We start from the raw sequence: 6,178 nt of genomic DNA on the forward strand, positions 1-6,178 counted from the left end.
AAAACGAAAGCGGGCAGCCCGAAGGCTGCCCGCGATGGACGCGATGCCAGTCATCTTGCTACGCGCAATGCGAGGCGCGCAGCGTCATGCCATTACAGGTAGAACATCCGGTCCTCGTCCGACTTGACTGGATGGGTCTCACCTTCCTCGCGATCTTCGTAGAACTTGAGCACCGCTTCGAGCACCTGGTCCGGATTGTCGATCACCTGCATCAGATCGATGTCGGTGGGATTGATCAGGCCCATCGGGATCAGCGAGCTCTTGAACCACGCGAGCAGACCTTCCCAGAACTCGGCGCCGACCAGAATGATCGGTACGTGGCGTGACTTCTTGGTCTGGATCAGCGTGAGCACTTCGGCGAGTTCGTCGAGCGTGCCGAAGCCGCCTGGCATCACGATCACCGCGTCCGAATTCTTCACGAACGTGACCTTGCGCGTGAAGAAATGGCGGAAGCGCAGCGAGATGTCCTGCCACTGGTTGCCCGACTGCTCGTGCGGCAACTCGATGTTCAGACCGACCGAAGGTGCCTTGCCCGCATGCGCGCCCTTGTTGGCCGCTTCCATGATGCCTGGGCCGCCGCCGGAGATGACCGCGAAGCCCGCATCCGACAGTTTGCGCGCGATCTGAGTGGCGAGTTTGTAGTACGGCGAGTTCGGTTTCAGGCGCGCCGAACCATAGATGCTGACCGCCGGGCGAATCTCCGAGAGGTACTCGGTCGCCTCGATAAACTCTGCCATAATCGTGAACATCTGCCACGATGCGCGGGCTTTTTTGGCCGTTGCGCGCTCTTGATCTGCGAGTGATCGCAGACTCGGAATCACTTTTCTCTTAGTCATAATGCCTGAAGAACGAAGCCTTGAAGGTAAGACCCTGCTGTTGGTCGACGGTTCGAGTTATCTGTACCGGGCCTACCATGCGATGCCCGATCTGCGCGGCCCCGAGGGTGGCCCGACGGGTGCGCTCTACGGGATGATCAACATGCTGCGGCGCATGCGCAAGGAAGTCACAGCAGAGTATAGCGCGTGCGTGTTCGACGCCAAGGGCAAAACGTTTCGCGACGACTGGTATCCGGAATACAAGGCGAACCGTCCGTCGATGCCGGAAGATCTTGCCCGTCAGATCGAGCCGATTCACGTCGCGGTCCGTGCCCTCGGCTGGCCGCTGGTGATGATCGAGCGCGTCGAGGCGGACGACGTGATCGGCACGCTGTGCACCGAGGCCGAAAAGCTCGGCATGAACGTGATCGTCTCGACCGGCGACAAGGACCTCGCCCAGCTCGTGTCGGACCGCGTGACGCTGGTCAATACAATGACCAACGAAACGCTCGACCGCGACGGCGTGGTCGCCAAGTTCGGCGTGCCGCCGGAGCGCATCATCGACTATCTCTCGCTGATCGGCGATACCGTCGACAACGTGCCCGGCGTCGAGAAATGCGGCCCGAAAACGGCGGTCAAATGGCTGACGCAATACGATTCGCTTGATGGCATCGTCGCACATGCGGACGAAATCAAAGGTGCGGTAGGAGACAATCTGCGCCGCGCTTTGGACTTTTTGCCGATGGCGCGCAAGCTCGTGACCGTCGAGCGTCAGTGCGATCTGACCGGGCACATCGTGTCGATCGAGGAAAGTTTGCCGAGCCTTCCCGAGTCGCGTGAAGAGTTGCGCGATGTCTTCACGCGGCACGGCTTCAAGACCTGGCTGCGCGAAGTCGAAATCGCCGATGCGGTCGAAGGCCCGGAAACCGACGTGCCGCCCGCGCTCACTGTCGATCACGAACGCCACTACGAGACCGTGCAGAGCTGGGAGCAGCTCGATGCGTGGCTCGAACGGATCAACGCGGCAGAGCTGACCTCGTTCGATACCGAAACCACGTCGCTCGATCCGATGGTCGCGCAGATCGTCGGCTTGTCGCTCTCGGTCGAAGCGGGCCGCGCCGCGTATGTGCCGCTCGCGCATCGCGGTCCCGACGCGCCGGTGCAATTGCCGCGCGACGAAGTGCTCGCGAAGCTCAAGCCGTGGCTGGAAAGCGCGGAGCACAAGAAGGTCGGCCAGCATCTGAAGTACGACGAGCAGGTGCTCGCGAACTACGGCATCGAAATGCGCGGCGTCGAGCATGACACGCTGCTGGAATCGTACGTGCTCGAATCGCATCGCACGCACGACATGGACAGCCTCGCGCTGCGCCATCTCGGCGTGAAGACGATCAAGTACGAAGAGGTCGCGGGCAAGGGCGCGCAGCAGATCGGCTTCGACGAAGTCGCGCTCGACAAAGCCGCCGAATACGCGGCCGAAGACGCCGATATCACATTGCGTTTGCATCAGGCCTTGTATCCGCAGATCGCCGCGGAGAAGACGCTCGACCACGTGTATCGCGAGATCGAGGTGCCGACCTCGCGCGTGCTGCGCAAGATGGAGCGCACCGGCGTGCTGATCGACGCCGAGAAGCTGCGTCAGCAGAGCAGTGAGATCGCCACGCGGCTGATCGAGCTCGAAGGCACGGCGTACGAACTGGCCGGCGGCGAATTCAACCTCGGCTCGCCGAAGCAGATCGGCCAGATCTTCTTCGAGAAGCTCGAGCTGCCGGTCATCAAGAAGACGCCGAGCGGCGCACCGTCCACCGACGAAGAAGTGCTGCAGAAGCTCGCCGAAGACTATCCGCTACCGAAAATCCTGCTCGAGCATCGCGGTCTGTCGAAGCTGAAGTCCACCTATACCGACAAGCTGCCGCGCATGGTCAATTCGCAAACCGGCCGCGTGCATACCAACTACGCGCAGGCCGTCGCGGTAACGGGGCGGCTCGCGTCGAACGATCCGAACCTGCAGAACATTCCGGTGCGTACCGGCGAAGGCCGCCGCATTCGCGAGGCGTTCATCGCGCCGCCCGGGCACAAGCTCGTGTCCGCCGACTATTCGCAGATCGAATTGCGCATCATGGCGCACATCTCCGGCGACGCATCGCTGATGCGCGCGTTCTCGCAGGGCGAAGACATTCACCGCGCGACCGCCTCGGAAATCTTCAGCGTGACGCCGCTCGAAGTGTCGAGCGATCAGCGGCGCGTCGCGAAGGTCATCAACTTCGGGCTCATCTACGGCATGAGCGCGTTCGGCCTCGCGTCGAACCTCGGTATCACGCGCGATGCGGCGAAGATGTATATCGACCGCTACTTCGCGCGTTATCCGGGGGTCGCGCGCTACATGGAAGAGACGCGTTTGAGCGCGAAGGCGAAGGGCTATGTCGAAACCGTGTTCGGCCGGCGTCTGTGGCTGCCCGAGATCAACGGCGGCAACGGCCCGCGCCGCCAGGCCGCCGAGCGTGCCGCGATCAACGCGCCGATGCAGGGCACCGCGGCGGACCTGATCAAGCTGTCGATGATCGCCGTGCAGAACTGGATCGAAGACTCGAAGATCGGCACGCGCATGATCATGCAGGTGCACGACGAACTGATTCTCGAAGTGCCCGACGCTGAGTTGTCCGAAGTCCGCAAGCGCCTGCCCGAACTGATGTGCGGCGTCGCCGCGCTGAAGGTGCCGCTCGTCGCCGAGGTCGGTGCCGGCCTGAACTGGGAGGAAGCGCATTGACATGCCTGTGACATGGGCACGATCGGCGCGCGATAACGTCGTGCGCATGTCACACATGGGTTTTGACGACTTGTGACTTCCCGTGCGGGTCGAGGACAATCGGGTCAGGACGGCGCATTCATGCGCAGCGTCGCGACAGATAATTCATCGGCTACACGGAGAAGTGCAATGCATCGATTTATCGTCGTTGGCGGAGGTGCGGGAGGACTGGAACTGGCGACACGTCTTGGCGATCGCTATGGCGTCGGCAAGAAGGGCAGCCGCGCGCAGGCCCAGGTCACGCTGGTCGACCGCAATCCTACGCATATCTGGAAGCCGCTGCTGCACGAAGTGGCAGCGGGCAGCATGGACCCGTTCACGCAGGAACTCGAATACGCGGCGCAAGCGCGCTGGCATGGCTTCGAATTCCAGCAGGGCGAGCTGAGCCGGCTCGACCGCGCGAACCGCCGGATCACGCTCGGGACCGTGCTCGACGACGACGGCGCTGAACTGCTGCCCGAGCGCGAGCTCGAGTACGACACGCTGGTCATTGCGATCGGCAGTACCACGGCCTTCTTCGGCGTCAAGGGCGCGGCCGAATTCTCCATTGCACTCGATACCGTCAGCCAGGCCGAGCGTTTCCGCAAGCGCCTGATCGCAGCGTGCATGCGCGCCGAGCATCAGGCTCACGAACCCGTCGAGTCCAGACCGGGGCCCGGCACATGGACGTCGAGCGAGCCGCGCATTCAGGTGGCGATCGTGGGCGGCGGCGCGACGGGGGTCGAGTTGTCGGCGGAGTTGCGCAACACGGCGCAGGTGTTGTCCGCGTATGGCTTGCACAAGCTCGATCCGCGCCATGACGTCGGCATCGTGCTGATCGAGGCGGGGCCGCGCATTCTGCCCGCGTTGCAGGAGCGCGTCTCCACGGCCACCGCCGACCTGCTGACCAAGCTCGGCGTGAAGCTGATGATCGGCGAGACCGTGGCCGAGGTTGCGCCCGGCGTCATCCGGACCGCGAGCGGCCATACGGTGCGCGCCGATCTGACCGTGTGGGCCGCGGGCATCAGGGCACCGGCGGTGCTGGGTGAGCTCGACGGGCTGCCGGTCAACCGGCTCGGCCAACTGACGGTGCGCCGCACGCTGCAAACCGAAATCGACGACAACATCTTCGCGCTCGGCGACTGCGCCGCCTGCGAGTGGCCGGGCAACGAGCGCAACGTGCCGCCGCGCGCGCAGGCTGCGCACCAGCAGGCCACTTTTCTGCTGAAGGCAATGGCCGCGCGCCTCGACAACAGGCCGCTGCCGGAATTCACCTATCGCGACTTCGGTTCGCTGGTCTCGCTCGGGCACTTCAGCGCGGTCGGCAATCTGATGGGCGGGGTGATCGGCGGCAACATGTTGATCGAAGGGCTGTTCGCGCGCTTCATGTACATGTCGCTGTACCGGCTGCATATCGCGGCGCTGCACGGCTATCCGCGCATGGTGCTCGATACCTTCGCGCACTGGCTGCGCCGTACCACGCTGCCGCGCGTCAAGCTGCACTGACCGCAGCGACGCTGGCGGACGTTCTCCTCAGTCGAATCTGCAACGGGATGCGTGCAAGGCGTATCCTGTTGCCTCGACAATTCTTCGAGGAGCGCCGCATGCTGAAACCTGAAGTCGACTGCCTGGTCCCGCACGTTCCCTTCAATCGGCGCACCTTCATCAAGGCCGCGCTGGGCACCGGTTTCGCGGCGGCGGTGCTGCCGGTCTCGGCGCAGACCATCCATACCGACAGCGACGGCCTCGAAGCAGGGGAAGTGGCGTTTCACTCGCAAGGCACGCTGATTCCGGCTTATCGCGCGCAGCCCAAGGGCAAGACGCATCTGCCGGTGATCCTCGTCGTGCATGAGGCCTTCGGCGTGCACGAGCATATCGCCGACGTCTGCCGACGCTTTGCGAAGCTGGGCTATCTGGCGATCGCGCCGGACCTGTTCGAGCGCGAGGGCGATCCGATGGTCTATACGAGCATCCAGCAACTCAGCGAGCAAATACTGAACAAGGTACCCGACGAGCAGGCGATGGCCGACCTCGACGCGGCCGCCGCGTGGGCCGGCGAAAACGGCGGCGACCTGAACCGGCTCGGCGTGAACGGCTTCTGCTGGGGCGGGCGCATTGCGTGGCTGTATGCCGAGCACAATCCGCGCTTGAAGGCGGGCGTTGCCTGGTATGGTCGCGTGGCCGGAGCGAAGAGCGCGGTCGCACCGGCCAATCCGATCGATCTCGTCGCCGACCTGCATGCACCCGTGCTCGGCCTGTACGGGCGCCAGGATTCAGGCAATCCGCAAGACACGCTCGAGCAGATGAAGCAGGCGATCGCGCAAGGGCCGCAAGCAGGACGGGGCTCGCAGTTCGTCGTGTATGACGACGCCGGTCACGCGTTTTTCGCCGATTATCGTCCGAGCTACAAAAAGGCCGATGCCGAGGATGGTTGGCGTCGCGCGCTCGTGTGGTTCAAGCAACATGGGGTGGCTTGAAGCCCGCCCCAACGATAAATCCGATGAAAAAAAGGCCGTTGCCGCTTCGAAGCGGCAACGGCCTTTTTGTCTGTCAAGACCAGGCGCGGCTCGCGCTCAGGGGT

At 63.6% G+C, this 6,178-nt stretch carries 4 protein-coding genes; 3 read left to right on the plus strand and 1 reads right to left on the minus strand.

Features of this window, described 5'->3' with window-relative positions; genetic code table 11:
* Window positions 1-92: 92 nt before the first annotated feature.
* Entirely contained in the window at window positions 93-836 is a 744-nt protein-coding gene (locus CI15_RS12835; RefSeq protein ID WP_062128301.1) for an LOG family protein, read from the minus strand.
* Window position 837: 1 nt separating this feature from the next.
* Here CI15_RS12835 and polA point away from each other — a divergent pair, with 1 nt between their 5' ends.
* From polA to CI15_RS12850, 3 genes are all read left to right on the plus strand, one after another.
* The gene (gene polA / locus CI15_RS12840) at window positions 838-3,579 is read left to right on the plus strand and encodes a DNA polymerase I (RefSeq protein ID WP_062128302.1); all 2,742 of its coding nucleotides are present in this window, start codon (window positions 838-840) and stop codon (window positions 3,577-3,579) included.
* A 168-nt stretch (window positions 3,580-3,747) separates the two neighbouring features.
* Complete coding sequence (locus tag CI15_RS12845) at window positions 3,748-5,103, plus strand: NAD(P)/FAD-dependent oxidoreductase (RefSeq protein ID WP_062128303.1); 1,356 nt, start codon at window positions 3,748-3,750, stop codon at window positions 5,101-5,103.
* Between the two features lie 98 nt (window positions 5,104-5,201).
* Window positions 5,202-6,074: a dienelactone hydrolase family protein gene (locus tag CI15_RS12850; RefSeq protein WP_062128304.1), complete on the plus strand. Its 873-nt coding sequence runs from the start codon at window positions 5,202-5,204 to the stop codon at window positions 6,072-6,074.
* Window positions 6,075-6,178 lie beyond the last annotated feature (104 nt).

The sequence above is a fragment of the Paraburkholderia monticola genome (assembly GCF_001580545.1).
In the GTDB taxonomy this organism is placed as follows: domain Bacteria; phylum Pseudomonadota; class Gammaproteobacteria; order Burkholderiales; family Burkholderiaceae; genus Paraburkholderia; species Paraburkholderia monticola.

Bases quoted from the DNA above. Each gene is read 5' to 3' on its own strand.
- CI15_RS12850 (WP_062128304.1), top strand. From the start codon at position 5,202: ATGCTGAAACCTGAAGTCGACTGCCTGGTCCCGCACGTTCCCTTCAAT.
- CI15_RS12845 (WP_062128303.1), top strand. From the start codon at position 3,748: ATGCATCGATTTATCGTCGTTGGCGGAGGTGCGGGAGGACTGGAACTG.
- CI15_RS12835 (WP_062128301.1), bottom strand. From the start codon at position 836: ATGACTAAGAGAAAAGTGATTCCGAGTCTGCGATCACTCGCAGATCAA.
- polA (WP_062128302.1), top strand. From the start codon at position 838: ATGCCTGAAGAACGAAGCCTTGAAGGTAAGACCCTGCTGTTGGTCGAC.